At 60.5% G+C, this 17,154-nt stretch carries 13 protein-coding genes; 2 read left to right on the top strand and 11 right to left on the bottom strand.

The genetic code is table 11. The features are described from left to right. Positions 1–4: 4 nt before the first annotated feature. From arsJ to NW846_RS00455, 4 genes are all read right to left on the bottom strand, one after another. Entirely contained in the window at positions 5–1,291 is a 1,287-nt protein-coding gene (gene arsJ / locus NW846_RS00470) for an organoarsenical effux MFS transporter ArsJ (RefSeq protein WP_011430992.1), read from the bottom strand. 37 nt (positions 1,292–1,328) lie between these two features. Then, the gene (locus NW846_RS00465) at positions 1,329–2,339 is read right to left on the bottom strand and encodes an ArsJ-associated glyceraldehyde-3-phosphate dehydrogenase (protein WP_011430993.1); all 1,011 of its coding nucleotides are present in this window, start codon (positions 2,337–2,339) and stop codon (positions 1,329–1,331) included. Between the two features lie 245 nt (positions 2,340–2,584). Beyond that, positions 2,585–3,463 (bottom strand): glutamate racemase, encoded by an 879-nt coding sequence (gene murI, locus NW846_RS00460; RefSeq protein WP_011430994.1) that lies wholly within the window; start codon positions 3,461–3,463, stop codon positions 2,585–2,587. Between the two features lie 150 nt (positions 3,464–3,613). Beyond that, positions 3,614–5,485 (bottom strand): N-acetylmuramoyl-L-alanine amidase, encoded by a 1,872-nt coding sequence (locus tag NW846_RS00455; RefSeq protein WP_011430995.1) that lies wholly within the window; start codon positions 5,483–5,485, stop codon positions 3,614–3,616. A gap of 342 nt (positions 5,486–5,827) precedes the next feature. On the opposite strand from NW846_RS00455, the gene NW846_RS00450 reads away from it, so the two are divergent. Further along, entirely contained in the window at positions 5,828–6,748 is a 921-nt protein-coding gene (locus NW846_RS00450) for a hypothetical protein (RefSeq protein ID WP_240527338.1), read from the top strand. Positions 6,749–6,803: 55 nt separating this feature from the next. On the opposite strand, the gene NW846_RS00445 is transcribed toward NW846_RS00450, so the two are convergent. From NW846_RS00445 to sufR, 7 genes are all read right to left on the bottom strand, one after another. Then, positions 6,804–9,095, bottom strand: coding sequence for a DUF1796 family putative cysteine peptidase (locus NW846_RS00445; protein ID WP_414346236.1), 2,292 nt, complete (start codon positions 9,093–9,095; stop codon positions 6,804–6,806). Between the two features lie 301 nt (positions 9,096–9,396). Continuing rightward, on the bottom strand, positions 9,397–10,731 hold the full coding sequence (locus tag NW846_RS00440) for a sensor histidine kinase (protein WP_011430998.1): 1,335 nt from the start codon (positions 10,729–10,731) through the stop codon (positions 9,397–9,399). Positions 10,732–10,756: 25 nt separating this feature from the next. Further along, a complete protein-coding gene (locus NW846_RS00435; RefSeq protein WP_414346238.1) occupies positions 10,757–11,362 on the bottom strand; it encodes a tRNA-(ms[2]io[6]A)-hydroxylase in 606 nt (201 codons plus the stop codon). A gap of 201 nt (positions 11,363–11,563) precedes the next feature. Continuing rightward, the gene (locus NW846_RS00430) at positions 11,564–12,634 is read right to left on the bottom strand and encodes a 3-deoxy-7-phosphoheptulonate synthase (RefSeq protein WP_011431000.1); all 1,071 of its coding nucleotides are present in this window, start codon (positions 12,632–12,634) and stop codon (positions 11,564–11,566) included. A 546-nt stretch (positions 12,635–13,180) separates the two neighbouring features. Next, positions 13,181–14,494 (bottom strand): efflux RND transporter periplasmic adaptor subunit, encoded by a 1,314-nt coding sequence (locus tag NW846_RS00425; RefSeq protein WP_414346241.1) that lies wholly within the window; start codon positions 14,492–14,494, stop codon positions 13,181–13,183. Between the two features lie 87 nt (positions 14,495–14,581). Then, positions 14,582–14,707: a hypothetical protein gene (locus NW846_RS00420; RefSeq protein ID WP_255322479.1), complete on the bottom strand. Its 126-nt coding sequence runs from the start codon at positions 14,705–14,707 to the stop codon at positions 14,582–14,584. 50 nt (positions 14,708–14,757) lie between these two features. Then, positions 14,758–15,486, bottom strand: coding sequence for an iron-sulfur cluster biosynthesis transcriptional regulator SufR (gene sufR, locus NW846_RS00415; RefSeq protein WP_011431002.1), 729 nt, complete (start codon positions 15,484–15,486; stop codon positions 14,758–14,760). A 162-nt stretch (positions 15,487–15,648) separates the two neighbouring features. On the opposite strand from sufR, the gene sufB reads away from it, so the two are divergent. Then, a complete protein-coding gene (gene sufB / locus NW846_RS00410) occupies positions 15,649–17,085 on the top strand; it encodes a Fe-S cluster assembly protein SufB (protein ID WP_414346244.1) in 1,437 nt (478 codons plus the stop codon). The last annotated feature ends 69 nt before the right edge of the window (positions 17,086–17,154 follow it).

Raw genomic sequence — 17,154 nt, 5'->3', positions numbered from 1 at the left:
CACCTCAATCCCCCGGCTTAACCACCCACTCCACGGGGGTTTTGCTGGGATCGGGCAATTTCAGCGAAAACAGCCCTGCCATCAAAATCAACAGGGTGGAAAACCAGAGGCAGCCCTCCAAACCGTAAAGCTGGAAGAGGATCCCCGAAGTCACCGTCCCCAGCAGGCGCCCACCGGAGTTGGCCATGTAGTAAAAGCCCACGTTGAGGGCGACATCGTCATCCTCTGTGTAGGCCAGTACCAGATAGGAGTGCACCGCCGAGTTGAAGGCAAAGACGATCCCGAAGAGGATGAGGCCGCCGGTAACCACCCATTGCGGCGGCAGGCCGGCCATAAAAGCGGTAGCAATGAGTGCCGGCACCGCCGTCAAGGTGAACGTCCAGATCTGGATGGTGCGGGCCTTGGGGGCGCGACCCGGGCGACCTCCTCCCAGGAGCTGGGGCGCTAGGAACTGGATGATCCCATAGCCAATGACCCAGAGGGCCATGTAGCTGCCCACCTGCATAAAGCTCCAGCCTAGGCTGTCGTAGAGGAACACCGGCAGGGCCACCACAAACCACACATCGCGCGACCCAAAGAGGAAAAAGCGGGCGGCTGAGAGGAGGTTGATCTCGCGGCTTTTGGAAAACAGCCGCTTGAAGGGGATCTTGGCCTTGACCTTGCCCATGTCCGCCGGCAGCAGGATCCCGGAACAGAAGATCAAAGCCAGCGCCCCCGCCTGGACGAAATTGGCCATGCGGAAGCCCATGGGATCCCCGTAGATCTCAGTGAAGATCTGCAGCAGGGCCGCCCCGACGAAAAACCCTACCCCCTTGAGGGCGTTTTTGGATCCCGTCAGCATGGCCACCCAGCGGAAGAGGCGGGACTCGGCCTCCTTGGGCACCACCAGGCGGATGGCGCTTTTGGAGCTCATCTTGGTGAGATCTTTGGCGATCCCGGCCAGGGCTTGGGCCGTCATCACATAGGCCACCTGGCCCCAGACCGGCCATTGCAGGTTGATCACCCCCAGCATCACCAAGCCGAAGATCTGGATGGCGATGCCCCCGTACAGCGTCAGCCGCAGGCCAAACAGGGATCCAATCCAGCCGCCCAGAAAGTTGGTGATCACCCCAAAGATCTCGTAGAAGAGAAACAGCATGGCAATCTGAATCGGGGTGAAGCCCAACTTGTGGAAGTGGAGCAGCACCAACATGCGGATGGCGCCGTCGGTGAGGGTAAAGCCCCAGTAGGCAGCCGTTACCAGGGCATAGTTGCGCACGGCGGCAGCTTGGGCGCTCGAGACAGCAGTCATGGGCAGGCCTCCAAGGGTGATGCTTCAAAAAACGCTTCTATAAACTGAGGGCCACCTTGCGGGCCAATTCCGCCATGCGGTTGGCGTAGCCCCATTCGTTGTCGTACCAGGCCAGGATCTTCACCTGCGTGCCATCTACCACCATGGTGGAAGGGGCATCCACAATGCTGGAGCGGGGATCCCCCTTGAAATCCACCGAGACCAGCGGCAGCTCCTCATAGCCAAGGATGCCCTTGAGTTCCCCCTCGGCTGCCGTTTTTAAGAGATGATTCACCTCTTCCACCGTGGTGGGCCGCTTTACCTCGAACACCGCGTCGGTCAAAGAGGCATTGAGCAGGGGCACGCGCACGGCAAGGCCGTTGAGCTTTCCCTTCAGCTCAGGGTAGATGAGGCCGATGGCCTTGGCCGAGCCGGTGGTGGTGGGCACCAAAGACAGCAGAGCCGAGCGGGCCCGCCGCAGGTCTTTGTGGGGGGCATCCACCATACTTTGGGTATTGGTGACGTCGTGGACGGTGGTGATCACCCCGTGCAGGATGCCGATCCCCTCGTGGATGACCTTTACCAAGGGGGCCAGGCAGTTGGTGGTGCAGGAGGCGGCTGTGAGCAAATGGTGGCGAGCGGGGTCGTAGAGGTGGTCGTTGACGCCCATGACGATGTTGAGGGCCTCTTCATCCTGGACGGGGGCAGCCACAATGACTTTGCGCACCCCTGCTTTGAAGTAGGCATCCAGCTCTGCCGCCTTGACGAATTTGCCCGAGCACTCCAGCACCAGGTCGATCCCCAGATCCGCCCAAGGGACTTCGCCGGGAGATTTGAACTCGCTGAAGGTAAGGGTTTTGTCTTGGATGCGCAGCCGTTGCTCAGATGCCTCGATGTCGGTGTTCCAGCGGCCCTGCACTGAGTCGAACTTGAGCAGGTGAGCCGCAGTAGCAGGCCCACCTTTGATCTCGTTGATGTGGGCAAACTCCAGCTCCGGCCAACCCCAAGCCGCCCGCAGCACCAAACGCCCAATGCGGCCAAAACCGTTGATACCCACCCGTGCCGCCATAGATCCCCTCCCCCCAGCCGAATCTCGCCTAAAGCCTACCAGAGCTAACTCGGGGTTATCAAGTTAAGGAGAATCGGCCAGGCCCTGGGCAACCTTGCACTCTTCCAATTCCAAAGCCACCCAAAGGGCCTTTCCCTGTCCCTTGCTCCGTGTCGACCTGGCTGCAGGCAGGGAACCTGTGGGATCGCTGCAGCAACAGGGGGGCAAGTAGGGCCAATTTGCCTGGGCTGGCCTGCTGCTCTCGCCTAGGGCCGGCGGGAGTTGTTGACGTCCAAGGCCGGCCATTCCACCCGTTCCACCTGGGGTCGAAAGCCCAGCCAAGGAGTGGCCAACTGGGCAAACCGCTCCGGATCCCCACTCACATAGAAGCGGTGAGGTTCTGCCTGGCTAGCAGTTGAGGGTCGGCGCAGGCCCCAGAGGCTGAGTTCCCGGGCCAGGGATCCCACCAGCGCCACGCCGGGATCCACCCGTCTGACCGAAGAGGGCAGCAAGGACTTCAGGAGAGGATCCAGCAGCGGGTAGTGGGTGCAGCCGTAGACGAGGGTGTCGATCCCCTGTTGCAGGAGCGGCTGCAAATAGCGTTCAGCCGCTTGGCGCAGCTCGGGGCCGTCCAACTGGCCGGCTTCGATGAGGGGGACGAACTCCGGGCAGGCCTGCTCCCAGCACTGGACAGGTTGGGGAAAGCGCCGGGGATCCAGGGCGCTGTACTCTTGAATGGCCTTGGAGTAGGCGCGGCTTTTGACCGTGGCTGCCGTGGCAATGACCCCAATGCGGGATCCCTGGGCCAGGGCCGCCTGGGCGCCGGGCAGGATCAGCCCCAGAATGGGCAGGGCAAACTCCTGCTGCACCTGCTCCAGGGCCAGCGCCGAGCTGGTGTTGCAGGCCATCACCACCACCTTCACCGGCTGCGCCTGCATCCAGCGGAGGATCTGCCGCACAAAAGTCAAGATCTCCTCGGCGGAGCGATCCCCATAGGGCAGCCGCGCCGTGTCGGCAAAGTAGACAAGGCGCTCCTGGGGCAAGCGACGGCGCAGGGCCCGCCAGACGGTGAGCCCGCCCAAGCCACTGTCAAACACCCCAATTGGCCAACTGGGATCCGGATCTGATCCCCACTCCCAACGCATGCTCCGTTCTCCTCAACACCTTGGCTGAAGCTGCTGTATCCTACCCTGCTTCCGAGAGTCTCGGCGACAGCTTCCCTACCCTGGGACTTCGTCCCTTCACGGAGTGGGCCGTAGGGGCGAACGGCTCAAACCAAAGATCCGACCGAGTCCCTATCTTTGGCGGCTACGCAGAAAGGCCTCGATGCCCTCGGCAATGGCCCGCGCCAAAATGGCCTGGTATTCGGGGGTAGCCAACTTTCGCCCTTCGGTTGGGTTGGTTACATACCCCAGCTCCAGCAGCACCGAAGGCATGCCCACCGGCGTTTCCCGCACCATGAAGAAGCGGGCCCGTCGCACCCCCCGGTCGGCGGCGCCGCTGGCCCTCACCAAGCTGCGGTGCAAGACCACAGCCAGCTCGGCGCTGTCGGGCCGCAGGTAGTAGGTCTCAATGCCGTGGATGCTGGAGCGCTCTAGAGCATTGGCGTGGATGCTCACCAGCAGAGTGGCGTTGGCCTGCACGGCCATATCCACCCGCGGCTGCAGCAGCACTTCCCGGTCGTCGGTGCGGGTCATCACCACCTCATACCCCCGCTCTTGCAACAGGTGTCGTACCTGGTGGGAAACGGAGAGCACGATGTCCTTTTCCTGGATCCCACCCACCCCAATGGCACCGGGATCCCGTCCGCCGTGGCCTGGATCGATGGCGATGACCGTCCGGCCCCGGCGGGAAGGAAGGGAAGCTTGGGCAGGCGGTTGCGGCTGGGGTGCGGACGGCGGAGCGTGGAGGGGGCGCAGCTCCAGGGTGATGCGGCGGGATCCCTGGCCGGGATTGGGCTCAAAGACGTTGAACTCTTCGGCAGGTTGCACCAGAATGCTGACCGTGCGGGCATCTTCCTGCACAAAGCGGATCCGCTGCACCGGCCCTCCAATTGGCAAGCCGGGATCCGGCAAGGACTCGGGTAGGCGGGCCGGTGCCACGTTGATGCGGTAGCCGCCGCTTTCCGGATCCCAGCCGGCCCGGTAGAACATGAACCCATCGGCGCTGATGATGAGCTGATTCCCCCGCAGCTCCACAGAGCGCAAGGTAGCCAGGGGCCCTTGGGAGTCGGCAGAGCTGAGATCGGGCAGAAGGCTGGCCTGGGCAGCACCCCCGGCGGGCTGGATCCAGATTCCTCCCTGCTGCGGGTCGTAGCGGGCCTCCCAGTCGCCACTGGAAGGATCCACATCCAAGACCACGCGGGCGATGGTGGGCTCGAATTGCCCCACCCGCAGCCGCGAAACCCCCAGGCGGTTGACGGTATAGACCCGCTGGGTGAGGGCGGGGCTGAGGGTGGTGTTGAGAAAATCCACCACCACTCGATCCGGATCGAGGATGCGCCGCACCGTGGTGGAAGGGCTACCCTGAGTGCGGATGAAAAAGCCCTCCGCTTGCGGAGAAATGGCCAAGATCCGATGGCTGGAAGGGGAGGTTGCAGGAGGAGAGAGTGGGCTGGCTTCGGGGCGGCGGGGCAGCGGCGGGGACGGTGAGATGGGATCCCTGGGGCCGGCTGCCGAGGGAAATAGCGGTGCTGCTGCGGGCAAGGGCTGCTCGGGTTGGAGGAACTGGACAGCCCAGCGGGAGGGACCAGCCGTGAGCAGTTGCAGTTGGTCGAGGCTGAGAGGCTGATCCGGCTGCAGGTGCAGCACAAAGCGAGTGATCGTTGGGGTGAACTGTTTGATCTCCAACGAGGTAACCCGCCCCGGAAAGGTCTGGGTTTGGGGCTCCCGCCCAAAGAGAGTGTTGGGAAAATCCAGCACTACCCTAGGAGGGTTTTGCAGCACAAACAGAAAAGGACGCACCTCTCCCTGGGTGTTGACCTCTAGCCATCCCCGCTGCGGGTCGTAGTGCCAACTCTCGATGCGAGACAAGCCAGGAACGGCGGTCAGCTCTGCTTGAGCGGGCAAGGGGGAAAATAAACCTGCTCCGGCCAAGCCCAGCAGCAGCGTTGCCCCCCACAGAGAGCTCTGCCTAGACAGTTTGGGCTCCCGTTCCAATCCAGGCATGAATTGCACCCACTCCGGCACACCTGCTGCCCTCAACTATACCAAGCTCCCCCCAGAGCGGCCTGAGAGGGAGCGCAATTTCGCCGTTGCCAGTCGGCCCAGGCCACAATGGGTAGGGATCCTCGTCCTGCCTCTGGAGTGTGGATGTCCCCCCTACCTGATCCCCTCCCCCTGGCCCGCGCTGGGGACAGCCAAGCGATCCTGCGGGTGGTTCGGGCAGAGCTCCTGAAGTGGCGCTGGCCCGCGCAAGTGTATCTTGCCGACAACACCTTGCGCATCGACCTGCTGGGATCCCCGTCCCAAAGCCCCTCTCCGCCGGTTGTTGTGGCCCGGCTGTTTTTGATGGTGAAGCAACTGCGGATTCCACGCCTAGAGCAATTGGAAATCCGCGCTTTCTGTGGCTCTCAGTTGCTTTGGCAGCGCAGCCTGCGTTTGAGATCCCAAAAGCGATGGGATCGGTTTTCTTTTGATAGCTGGGCGATAAATATCTGGGCTTACCCAGTTGCATTTGTGGTAGCCCTGCTGGTAAACAGCATTGCCCTATTGGAGTTGTTACATTTGCCTTGGCACATTTGGATTCACGAGCTGGGCCATGCCAGCATTGCCTGGTGGAGCGGGCATCGAGCTTTGCCCTTACCTTTTGGCTGGACCAGCATCAGTCCGGAAAAGGATCCCTTTGTGTACTTTGGGATCCTCTTTTTGCTGAGCTTGCTATTCTGGTCGACCCGCAAGGAGCGGATTCGATGGCTACAGGCATTGGTTGTTGTTCTTGCGCTGCTGCAGTTTTATATGACCTGGCTAATGCCCAATCGCACCAAAGAAATGCTAATTACCTTTGGCGGCGTGGGCGGCGAGTTTTACATCAGCACCTTCTTGATGGCCTGCTTTTATCTTCGCTTGCCAGATCGCTGGCGGTGGGACTTTTGGCGATTCGTCGTTCTGGGAGTTGCAGCCAGCAGCCTCTGGAGAAGCTTTTGGCAATGGCACAGAATCCAAAAAGGGCTAGCTCCGATCCCGTGGGGAACTCTGCTGTGTGGCCAGGGGGATGCTGGTGGGGATATGAACCGCTTGGTTGATGATTTTGGCTGGAGTGCCGACCAAATTATCCAGACCTACAAATGGTTAGGGAACTTGTGCATTTTGTTTATATTGGGCTTGTATATCGTATTTTTATTGCGAATGAACGATGGGATTTGGCTAAACCTACAAGCAAGGCTGATCCTCTGGGCTGATGCTCTTTCTGTGCCAAGCAAACACCGCTGAGGTAGGGCAGAGCAGGATCCTACCGGCATCGCATTCTAGGTAGGATCTCAGGCAATTAAGCCGGCTGGGGAGGACACCAGAAAAGATTGCGGCTGGAAACTCCCAGAGAATGGAGGATCTCTCTCATGATCTCTGTGCAGTACCGCCAATGCTCGGGATCCGCACACATGCGGTCGGGGTTGAACTCCATATCGTAGTGGATGACATTGGGGATCCCGGCAAACTCCTCTGAAGGCTGAGGGGAAATGATAAGGAGTAGGAAGGGCTTGCCCTTTCGCTTAGCGGACAATTTATCCATCAAGTCGATCACCGCGCCCCGCTGACAGCCGCCTGTGCGCACGAACAAGATCTTGTCCGCCTTTTCCAAGACATATAGAAAGCGCTTGGCGCGAGCTGTATAACGAGTCCGCATCCGCTCATGGATTGGATTCATATTCTGCAGGGGGTCTTCCCCCTCTTCCACCTCATGGCCGAAAGAAAGACCTGTCCACTTGCTGTGATAAATTCGCCTGTCTTCAGGGCTGTAGTGCAAATATTGCGGATCCCACATGCCCTGAAACTCGTGGTGGATCATATCGGCTACATCCGCTAGGTTGCTGGTGCGGGTTAGATCAAACGGAAAGGCAGGCCCGTCGTATTCCAACTTGTAGAGCAGCATCCGCACCGCACAGCGATCCCCCAGGGGAACAACAGCAACGCGATGAATATCAGATAAGGCGCATGTGTATTCCAATAGCATGACCGAGTTGGGAGCAGCCTTGACCCGGCTTTCCAACCCCCCCTCTCCAATCATCAACGTGCGAAAGGGAGCATCGCGATAGAGGGGATCCTCATAAACGCCTGTTGGCAGAGCTTTGAGGGCAGCCCGCACTTCTTTCCACATAGGGTGGATGTTGTACTCATAGCTGCTTTGGTTAATCACACACAGGCGGGGCTTGGGATCCAAGCCGGCGGATGGGTAGCTAAGTTTGAGGAGTGTTAGAGTCCCGTCACTAAAGACTATTTCTGAGGATTCCGGAGAGAAAAAATCGGCTGCCGGAGAAAAGACAAGGTCGGCATCTGGGGGAATGGAAAGGGTTGTTTGAATCAAGCCATTCTCATGAATGGAGAGGGAGTACAAAGGTTGATCTTGCCCTTTCTCACCGCTTTTACCAATATATAAGCCTGGCTGTAGTCGAGCTTCTTGAAAAGCAGCTTGTAAAGATTGCCAAGTCGGTGTCAAGGTGTAATCATAAGGAGTAATATTAACAAGGCGGAATCGATTCTGACCCTCCAAGGCCGCCCAAAAGCCAGAGGGATCCTCAAAAATCAGCTTTTCTTTGGATGATGCCAGCTTTAGGGGGGCTGACTTCACAGTGTTGGGATCAAAAATCGAGAGGTCAATAGCCGCAAACATGAGTTGGTGCCCCTTGGTATTAGGGTGGGCCGCGTCAAAAGCCAGATCTGGCTTCCAGCGCCCCTGGCCATCGTCTAAGATGGGCAGCCAGTTGAACACGGGGCATCCCCAACTGAGCATCCTTTGCTGAGTTTCCTGCAAAAGCAGATGCTGTTCTAGGCCGTAGTCTGCATGGGGGTAAACCCCTCCCAAAACTGGCAAGGCTCCAATGTCTTGAATTCGCTGAATTAACCGCTGCAGGCCGTTTTCAAACCGCCTTTGGACGGCACGGCGATGCTCCGGCAGAGCCGTGGCCAAGCCTTCATTTCCCAAAGACAAGGCAACAATAACGACATCGGGATGTTCAGGGATCACCACCTGCTCAAATCGGGCCAGGGTTCGGCTGACGTTTGCCCCCAATTCGGAGAGGTTCCGCACTTGATGGCCATAGCGTTCTCGTAGAGCTTTCTGCAACAGCCAGGCCCATCCTCGCAACAGCCAGGCGCTGCACCCCAGGGCCACCGAACTGCCCAAGACGACTATCTTCAGTCCCGGACAATCTTCGGGCTCAGGCTCGCTCACCGGCAAGGCAAAATAGCCGTATGGATAGAAAGGGATCCGGCCAAACTCGCCATCTTCCACGATCAAAACTGCCGGCAAAGGTTCCGGCTCAAGCGGCACCCAGCGATTCCTATCGGCGGCTTCCCAAATAACTTCGCCATCGGCCTGAACGCGCAGGTACCGGTACTCCAGTCGAGGGGTTTCTTCGAGTCCCTCCCCAGAGGACAGTGGGCTAGAAGTGCCATCTGCCGGGCCTAATGGCAACTCCACCCACCAGAGCGGGTAGCGATCGGGATCCGTCTGCAGCCAAACACAGCGGCAGGGATCCCAGGCGCCCAGTTGAGGGCTGGATCCCACCAGGGCAATTCGATCGCCGGGCTGAGTGGTGGCGCGAACTTGAAAGCGATACATTTTCCGAAGGAGAGGGAGAGGAACCTATTCTGGATTTGCCGGTAGATAGACAGGCTTGATCAGTTGGCTTATTACCCTGCCGACAACTGGTAAGAGAAAACAAAAGCTGCGATCCAGTTCCGCCTTGTCTGGCCTATCCTGAGTTTTAAAAAAAAGAAGTTCTCAGATCCGCAAACAGAAAACACAGAAGGCCACAAAAAAGACCTAAAGCCCCAAAGTAAAGCTCTCTAAGTAAAGAACAATTGAACTTTAGCTTGAACTTAACATACTGTCCAAGAATTGTCTGTTTTCTGGAGCACTTTCAGAGGGTTTCTGGAGTGCAAGTTTCCAATTGTCGCTGGGGCAAAATCACCTCAAAGGTGGATCCCTGCCCCACCTCGCTCTCCACCTGCACCTGCCCCCGATGCTGCTCGGCGATGCTTTTGACAATGGCCAGCCCCAAACCCGATCCCGACCGCCGATTGGGATCCCCGCTGCGGGCCGGATCCACCCGGTAGAAACGGTCGAACAGGTGGGGCAGCGCCTGGGGTGGGATCCCCGGCCCGCTATCTTGCACCTGAAGCACCAGTTCTGGGGATCCGGAGCGCAGCCGCTGCCTAAGGCGCACCTGCACCTCGCCGCCAGAGGGAGTGTGGAGAAGGGCGTTTTCGATCAGGTTGGTGAACAGGCGGGCCAACAGGTCTTCATCTCCCCAAAAGGCGAAGGGATAGCCCTCTGCTTCCTCGTCGGGGGTGACAATGTCCAGCTTGAGGTGGATCCCTTTCTGGTTGGCCAGCCCTTGCAACTCCTCTACCACCTGCAGCAGCAGAGCATCCAGCGCACAGCAGCGGGGCTGGAAAGGCACCATGCCGCTGTCGTGGCGGGCCAGAAACAGCAGGTCGTCCACCAGGCGGCCCAGCCGCAAACACAGCCGCTCCACCATCTGCCAGCGCTGGCGGGTGTCGGCGTCCAGGTGCGGATCGGCCAAAGCCACCTGTACCGTGGTTTGAATGCTGGCCAAGGGGCTGCGCAGCTCGTGGGAGGCATCGGCGGTAAATTGCTTGAGCTGCTGGTAAGACTGGCGGATGGGCTGCATGGCCAAACCGGAGAGCAGCCAGCCGATTCCCCCCACACAGGCCAAACTGGCCACTACCCAGAGGCTGAGATCCCGAATGAGCTGGCGTGTCGGCTTGCTCACCTCAAACCAGGGGTGGCTGACCCGCAAATACCCCAGCAGCTTCCCACCGGCCAGGATCGGCTCGGTGAACTGGCGCAGCCAATACCCAGGCGCGATGCGGGCGGTGTGCAGGGATCCCTCGGTCAGCAGGGGGGCAGGGATGCCGCCGGGCACCGTGGACCAGATGAGGGATCCCTGGGGATCAAACCACTCCAGGTCGATGTGGTCGTCCTCCAGGGTGCTGGGATCATCCCGAAAGCTGGCCTCTAAGCTCTGGCGGGCCTGCTGTGGATCCAAGAGGCTCTCGTCCACCACCAGGGAGCGCTCGACAATTTCCACCACATGGCCCAGCGTGTCGTCCACCCGCTCGATCAGGGTTGACTGCACATACCAGTAGAAGCTGCCGGCAAACAGCAACAAAAACACCCCTGTTACCACGGTGTACCAGAGGGCCAACCACCGCCGCGTTGCCTGGAACATGGGGGTTGCGCGGGAAGGGGATGGGTTAGCTGTGGACACGAGGCTCAGGGTGAAGGGTCGATAAAATCTCCGCTTCCACCTGCAGCAGGGTGTCCAGCCGCTCCTGCACCTCGTCAGCGGGGAACTGCTCCAGCGCCAGGTCTAGATACAACTGCCAGTGCCGCTCTTCAGCCGCCGCCAGCCAGAGGTAAAACTGCCGCAGCTCCGGGTCGGGGGCGTGGATCCCCAGCAGGCCCAGGCGTTCGTGGCTGCGGGCCTCGATGATGGCGGCCACCAGCAAAGCGTCCAAAAGGTGCTCCGGCTCGGAGCGGCGCAGGTGCTGGTTGAGACGGCTGGCGTAGGGAGCAGCCGAGAGGGGCCTGATCGGGATCCCCAGCCGTTGCAGGTGGCGATGCACCCGCTCAAAGTGCTGCAGCTCCTCCCGCGCCAGCGGCGACAGCGCTTCCACCAGCCGCCCGTTGGCCGGGTAGCGAAACAGAAAACTAAGGGCGTTGCCCGCCGCTTTTTTCTCGCAGTTGGCGTGATCCAACAAGATAAGGTCGAGGTGACGAATGGCTTGGTCGATCCAGGCCGCAGAAGTCGGCGAGGCCAGTTGTAGCGTCGGCACAGGGTCAGAAGAGGTTTTAGGCATCAACAGCTTCCAGGTTGACCCACCCTGCCCGCTGCGGGAGCAGGGAACGGAACTGGGTTAATCGGATCTTAGCTTTGCCGGCGTACCCCTTTCTAAGTCTTGGATCCCGTCTGACGCTCTGGCAGCAGTTGTCCCTATCCCCGGCCCCTCTCCCAGAGGGAGAGGGGAGTTCGGGGATTTTTCAGAAGGCTGGCCCCCGCCTCAATGGCTCAGAGCCAAGGTTTTCCCTGCTACGACCGCCGCCATCTCCTGCAACAGGTCTTCGGTCTCTTCCCAGCCAATGCAGCCGTCGGTAATGGAAACGCCGTACTGGAGCGGCGCCCCTTCCTGCCAGGTTTGCTTGCCCGGGTTGAGGTTGCTCTCCAGCATCAGCCCCATCAAGGCCCGCTGCCCCGCTTGGTACTGCTGTAGCACCGCCCGACAGACGGATCCCTGCCGGCGGTAGTCCTTCTGTGAGTTGTCGTGGGAGCAGTCCACCATCACCGAGCGCGGGATCCCTTGATCCTTCATCAGCAACGCCGCCCGCGCCACATCTTCCGGGCCGTAGTTGGTTCTGCCGCCGCCGCCGCGCAACACGATGTGCCGATCCGGGTTGCCGGTGGTTTTCACCAAGGCCGTCATGCCGTCTTGGCCAATGCCCAGAAAACTGTGGGGGTGGCTGGCAGACAAGATGGCGTTGAGGGCAATTTCCAGCCGCCCGTCGGTGCCGTTTTTGAAGCCCACGGGCATGGAGAGGCCGCTGGCCATTTCCCGGTGGGTCTGGCTTTCGATGGTTCGGGCGCCGATGGCCGCCCAGCTCACCAGGTCTGCGGTGTATTGAGGGGTCACCGGATCCAGCATCTCGGTGGCACAGGGCAGGCCCAGCTCGTTGATCTGCAGCAGGATGGAGCGGGCCAGTTGCAAGCCGGTGGCAATGTCGCAGGAGCCATCCAGGTGGGGATCGTTGATCAACCCCTTCCAGCCCACGGTGGTGCGCGGCTTCTCAAAATAGGTGCGCATCACGATCACCAGGTGCTCGCGGGTTCGGTCGGCCACCCGCTTGAGGCGGTGGGCGTACTCCAAGGCCGCTTCCGGATCGTGGATGGAGCAGGGGCCGACGATCACCACCAGGCGATGGAGATCCCGTCCGTGGATGATGTCGCGAATGGCCTGCCGCGTGGAGAGCACCACTTGGGCTGCCGTTTCCGTCAGCGGCAGCTTGGCCTTGACAGCAGCAGGGGCAATCAAGGGAGTCACCTCTTGGATGTTGCAGTTGTCGGTTTGGGGGGGCATAGAACTGTCCTTCATTGTGTCCAAGGAATGGGCAAGTGAGGGATTGAGCTGTCGAGCCATCAAAAAAGCCCTGGCACTGGGCTCAGGGCTTCAGGACTGACTCAGGTAAACCTAGGCTTTATAGTTTACGCGCCACCCTTCCGCCCTGGTCGCTGCCAGGGAAAGGTAAAGTAGCCAAAAAAGGGAGCGCGCAAGATCATCTTCAGGGGAAGGAACTCGGAATCTGTACGAGATGAGTATAGCGGAAGTATACCCAAAAAGAAACTGGATTTGCCAAGACGGGCTCAGGTTCTGGGTCGCTCCCAGGGTTCCCCGGGCGCAGCCCAGAGGACGGCTTTCCCCCACCCAGCTCAAGAGGCTTGCCCGCCCCGTAGCCATCGCTCTGCGACGCTGTTGCAAGCGGTGCGAGGAGAAAAGCTTCAGGGCAACTAGGAACTTCCTGCCGCTGCCTCAGCCTGACAGGGCCGCAGCGGCGAAAGCCCCGCAAGCCCGGCGGAAACCAAGACAGTCAGCAGGACTCTGGGCTTCTGTCCCAGAAAACAGGCTTCAGAAGGATCCGGCCCGAACGGCAGCCGCTTCCTGGCTCACCTCGTCTCCAGGCTGCAGCCCGGCGTGGATCTCCACCAGATCCCCATAGCGGGATCCCACCGCCACCGGCGTAAACAGCGGCTTGCCGTCCGCCAGCCGATACACGCCCGTCAGGCCGAACTGTTCTACCAGGCTTGTCTGGGGCAGCAGCAGGGCTTGGCGGGTTTCTCCTGCCAACTTCAGACGGCCCAGCATGCCCGGCATGGCTCCGGGGAGCGGAGGGATCTCCGCCTTGACTTCCACGGTTCTCGAGCTGGGATCGGCGCTGGGGATGATTTGGCGAATGGCTCCCTCCACGGTTTGGTTGAGGCTGTCGATGCTGATGGGCACCCCTTGTCCCACCCGGATCTGGCCGGCCAGCGATTCGGGCACAGCCACGGAAAACCGCAGCCGCTCGCTGCTTTCTAGCTCCACTATCGGCTGGCCCGGCCCCGCCAAAGCCCCTACCTCCACATACTTGCGGGTGACGACGCCGGCAAAGGGGGCAACCAGGGTTCCGTAGGCCAGGTTGGCTTGGGCTTGTGCCACCCCCGCCTGCGCCTGGGCCATGGCCGCCTGCACCTCAGGGATCCGGCCTTTGGCCTGGGCAAGCTGGGCCCGCGCTTGGGTCAATCCCTGTTCGGCCTGCTGGATCCCGGCCTCGAGCTGGGCCAGCCGGCCCAAGAGCACGGCTACCCGCGTATTGGCCTGATCCACCTGGGCTTGGGCCACGGCCCCTTCGGCGTGCAGCTTCTGCATGCGTTCTTGGTGCAAACGGGCCTCCTGCAGCTCCGCTTCCGCCTGCTGCTTCTGGGCTTGCACCTGGCGCAAGGCTTCTTCCGCTCCCCTCACCCCTGCCTGGGCGGCCAGAAGGCCTGCTTGGGCCTGTTGCTGGGCGGCCTGCACATCGCTGACATCCAGACGGGCAATCAGGGATCCGGCCGCCACCTGCTGCCCCTCCTGAACCGGCAGCTCCAGAACTCGGCCCACAATGCGGCTGCTGAGGGAGGTGCGCTCCACAGCCTCTAGGCTGCCCACCAGAATCCGCTCTTGGCCGATTTCCCGAGGCTTGACCTCCATCGTGGCCAACGGGGCGGCCTTGGCGGTTTCCAAGGACTCCGTCTCGCTGACGGGAAGCTCCGAAGCGGCTACCCCTGGACCGGGCCGGCTTTGGGATCCCAGCAGCCAGCCGCCCAGCCCCCCTAGCGAGAGGAACAGCAGCGCCCAGCCCAGGTGGCCCCAGCTCCAGCCGGAAAACCTTTGTTGGTGCAACCTGCCGACTTGAGTTTCCATAGTGCAAGTGTCCAAGGCCTAACTTGAGAGTGACGAGAGAAAGAGGCTAAGGAAAGACCAAATCTCCCAATGGCTTGGAGATGGGCTCTATGAGAGCCCCACCCCCTGCAAACTGAGGCGCTCAAACCAAGGCACCGCCCACCCCCAGCGCATCTTGGCTAGGAAATACTGCTCAAAGGCGGACTTGAGCCAACTGACCCATGGCCCTTGCACGGCCAGAGCTATAGCTGCTCTTGCCTGTCTTCCGAAGCCGCCACCTACTGCTACTCGTGGCTGGGTCTAGGAGGGGATCCCATCCTGGCAATCCAGTAGCCGCACTGGTGTTCTCCGTTCACCTGCCAGGTGAGGCGCTCTACCCGGCAGTCGGGCAGGGCGGCGGCAAACATCTCCAGCTCGTGGCCGCAGACGCTGGGAAAACGCTGGGCAATTTGGGCGATGGCGCAGTGGTGCTCCACCAATACGTATTGCTCGGCATACTGCTCAGCGCCTTCTGTTGCCCTGGCCGCAGCCAGGTGGTTGGGGTAGGGGTAGTACTCCGCCATGTAGCCTTCTGCCTGGCGCAACTGCACCAAGCGCTCCAGCCGCTTGGCCAGGGATCCGCATCCCATCTGGGCTTGGTACTCTTGGGCTTTGCGCTGCCACTGCTGCTGGAGCAGGGATCCCATCTGTTCGGATCCCAGGGTTTCGGCCAGCGTATTGAGCAGGCCCAGGGCAAACTCGTCGTAGCTTGTGGGGAATTGCGCTTCCCCTTGGGGGCTAAGCTGATAGAAGTGCTGGGGGCGGCCCAGGCCACTGGCTTGAGCGACGTGGTGGATCAGCCCCTCCGCCTCTAGATCCTTGAGGTGGCGGCGAATGGCTTGGGGAGAAATGCCCAAGTGCTCTGCCAGAGTCTGGGCGGTGGCCTGCCCCGCCTTGCGCAAATAGACTAGGATGGCCTGCTTGCTGGAAAGGGGCTGCGTGAACCGCCCGGTGATCTTGTGCGCGCTCTCCACCCTCGCCCTCCTGGTTAGACTGGGTTCACTCGGCTGCCGCTGCCAGCACAGCTACTTTGACAAGGGGATCATTGCTACAGTAACCTGAGGGTTAGTTAAGCAACAACCGTGTTGTTTTAGTTGGCCGTCTGTCTTGACCCTGTCCCTAACCAAGAGCCATCCATGTCTACGAGCGTCCGCACCCTCATTAGCCAGCCCTACAAGTACGGCTTTGTTACCGACATCCCTTCTGAGTCCATCGGCAAAGGCCTAAACGAGGACATCATCCGGCAAATTTGGGCCAAGAAGGGGGAGCCGGACTTCATGCTGGAGTTTCGGCTGCGGGCCTACCGCCAGTGGCTGAAGATGAGCGAGCCCACCTGGCCAAACGTCACCTACCCCCCCATCGACTACCAGAACATCGTCTACTACTCGGCCCCCAAGGTGCAGCAGAAGAAGAAAAGCCTGGACGAAGTGGATCCGGTGCTGCTGGAAACCTTTGAGAAGTTGGGGATCCCTTTGTCAGAGCAGAAGCGGCTGGCCAACGTGGCGGTGGACGCCATTTTCGACAGCGTCTCGGTGGCCACCACCTTCCGGGAGAAGCTGGCCAAGGAAGGGATCATCTTCTGCTCCATGTCGGAGGCGCTGCGGGAGTACCCTGAGCTGGTGCGCAAGTACCTGGGCACGGTGGTGCCCATTGCCGACAACTACTACGCGGCGCTGAACTCGGCGGTGTTTAGCGATGGCTCCTTTGTCTATGTGCCCAAAGGGGTGCGTTGCCCGATGGAGCTCTCCACTTATTTTCGTATCAACAACGGCGAGTCGGGCCAGTTCGAGCGCACCCTGATCATTGCCGACGAGGGATCCTACGTTAGCTATCTGGAAGGCTGCACCGCCCCCATGTTCGACACCAACCAACTGCACGCGGCGGTGGTGGAGCTGATCGCCCTGGACAATGCCGAGATCAAGTACTCGACGGTGCAGAACTGGTATGCCGGCGACGAAAACGGCAAAGGCGGCATCTACAACTTTGTGACCAAGCGCGGCCTCTGTCAGGGGGCCAACTCCAAGATCTCTTGGACGCAGGTGGAGACCGGCTCGGCCATCACCTGGAAGTATCCAAGCTGTGTGTTGGTGGGGGAAAACTCGGTGGGCGAGTTCTACTCAGTGGCCCTCACCAACCACTACCAGCAGGCCGACACGGGCACCAAGATGATCCACATCGGCCGCAACACCCGCAGCAGAATTATCTCCAAAGGCATCTCGGCAGGGCACTCGAAAAACAGCTATCGCGGCCTGGTGAAAATTGGGCCCAAGGCAGAGGGCGCCCGCAACTTTTCCCAGTGTGATTCCCTGTTGATTGGGGATCAGTGCAGCGCCAACACCTTCCCCTACATTGAGGTGCAAAACCACACCGCCAAGGTCGAGCACGAGGCCTCAACTTCCAAGATCGGAGAAGAGCAACTGTTCTACTTCCAGTCGCGCGGTATCTCCACAGAAGACGCCGTGTCCATGATCATCAGCGGCTTCTGTCGCGAGGTGTTCAACCAACTGCCGATGGAGTTTGCCGTCGAGGCGGATCGGCTGCTGAGCCTGAAGCTAGAGGGATCCGTTGGCTAGATCCTTGGCAAGGGATCCTGCCTGTTGTCCATTGCCGAGGGGTCTGGCGCAGCTAGATTTTGGGGAGCG

The sequence above is a fragment of the Synechococcus sp. W60.3 genome (assembly GCF_047502615.1).
GTDB lineage: Bacteria > Cyanobacteriota > Cyanobacteriia > Thermostichales > Thermostichaceae > Thermostichus.
Note: the sequence above shows the minus strand (reverse complement) of the source record. Positions and strands in the feature narration are given on the sequence as shown.